The sequence below is a fragment of the Arthrobacter sp. B0427-1-12 genome (assembly GCF_059092905.1).
This window is the reverse complement of record NZ_JBNHIC010000198.1, coordinates 1-534: the sequence shown is the minus strand read 5'-3', so window position 1 is coordinate 534 and position 534 is coordinate 1. Positions and strand designations below refer to the sequence as shown.

Annotated in this window: 1 protein-coding gene; it reads left to right on the top strand. The window is 69.1% G+C overall.

Going from position 1 to position 534, the window contains the following annotated elements:
- Positions 1 to 516, top strand: a 516-nt coding sequence (locus AC5RWU_RS24535; protein ID WP_493986774.1) for a 2Fe-2S iron-sulfur cluster-binding protein, incomplete at its 5' end; no start/stop codon positions are given.
- Positions 517 to 534 lie beyond the last annotated feature (18 nt).

Sequence of the window (534 nt, the reverse complement as noted above, 5' to 3'; positions counted from 1 at the left end):
GCCGATCAGTTCCGCAACCTGCGCGTGACGCATTGGTTCACCAACGAAAGCGGCCGGCTGGACTTCGGATCCCCTGCAGCGTTGGAACGGCTCTGCCCCGACTGGCGCGCCCGCGCCGCCTACGCCTGCGGGCCCGAGGAATTCCTCACCGACGCCGAGGCGCTGTGGGCGGCGGAGGCAGCATCGGCCGGCAGAAACAGCGCGGGCAGCCTGACGATTGAGCGATTCAGTACCGATCTGTCCGGCGGGACCGGGCACGAGGGCGGACCGGTCACCTTCGAGACCTCCGACCGGGAGGTTGCGGCGGACGGGGATACTCCGCTGCTGGACGTCGGCGAAGACGCCGGCCTGCTGCTTCCCAGCGGCTGCCGCATGGGCATCTGCCACAGCTGCCTGGTGCCGCTGCGGGCAGGCCGCGTCCGCGACCTGCGCACCGGGGAAGTACACGGCGAACCCGGCCAACTCATCCAGACCTGTGTTTCGGCAGCAGCCGGACCCGTCAACCTCGAACTCTGAGGAGCATCGTTCCATGAC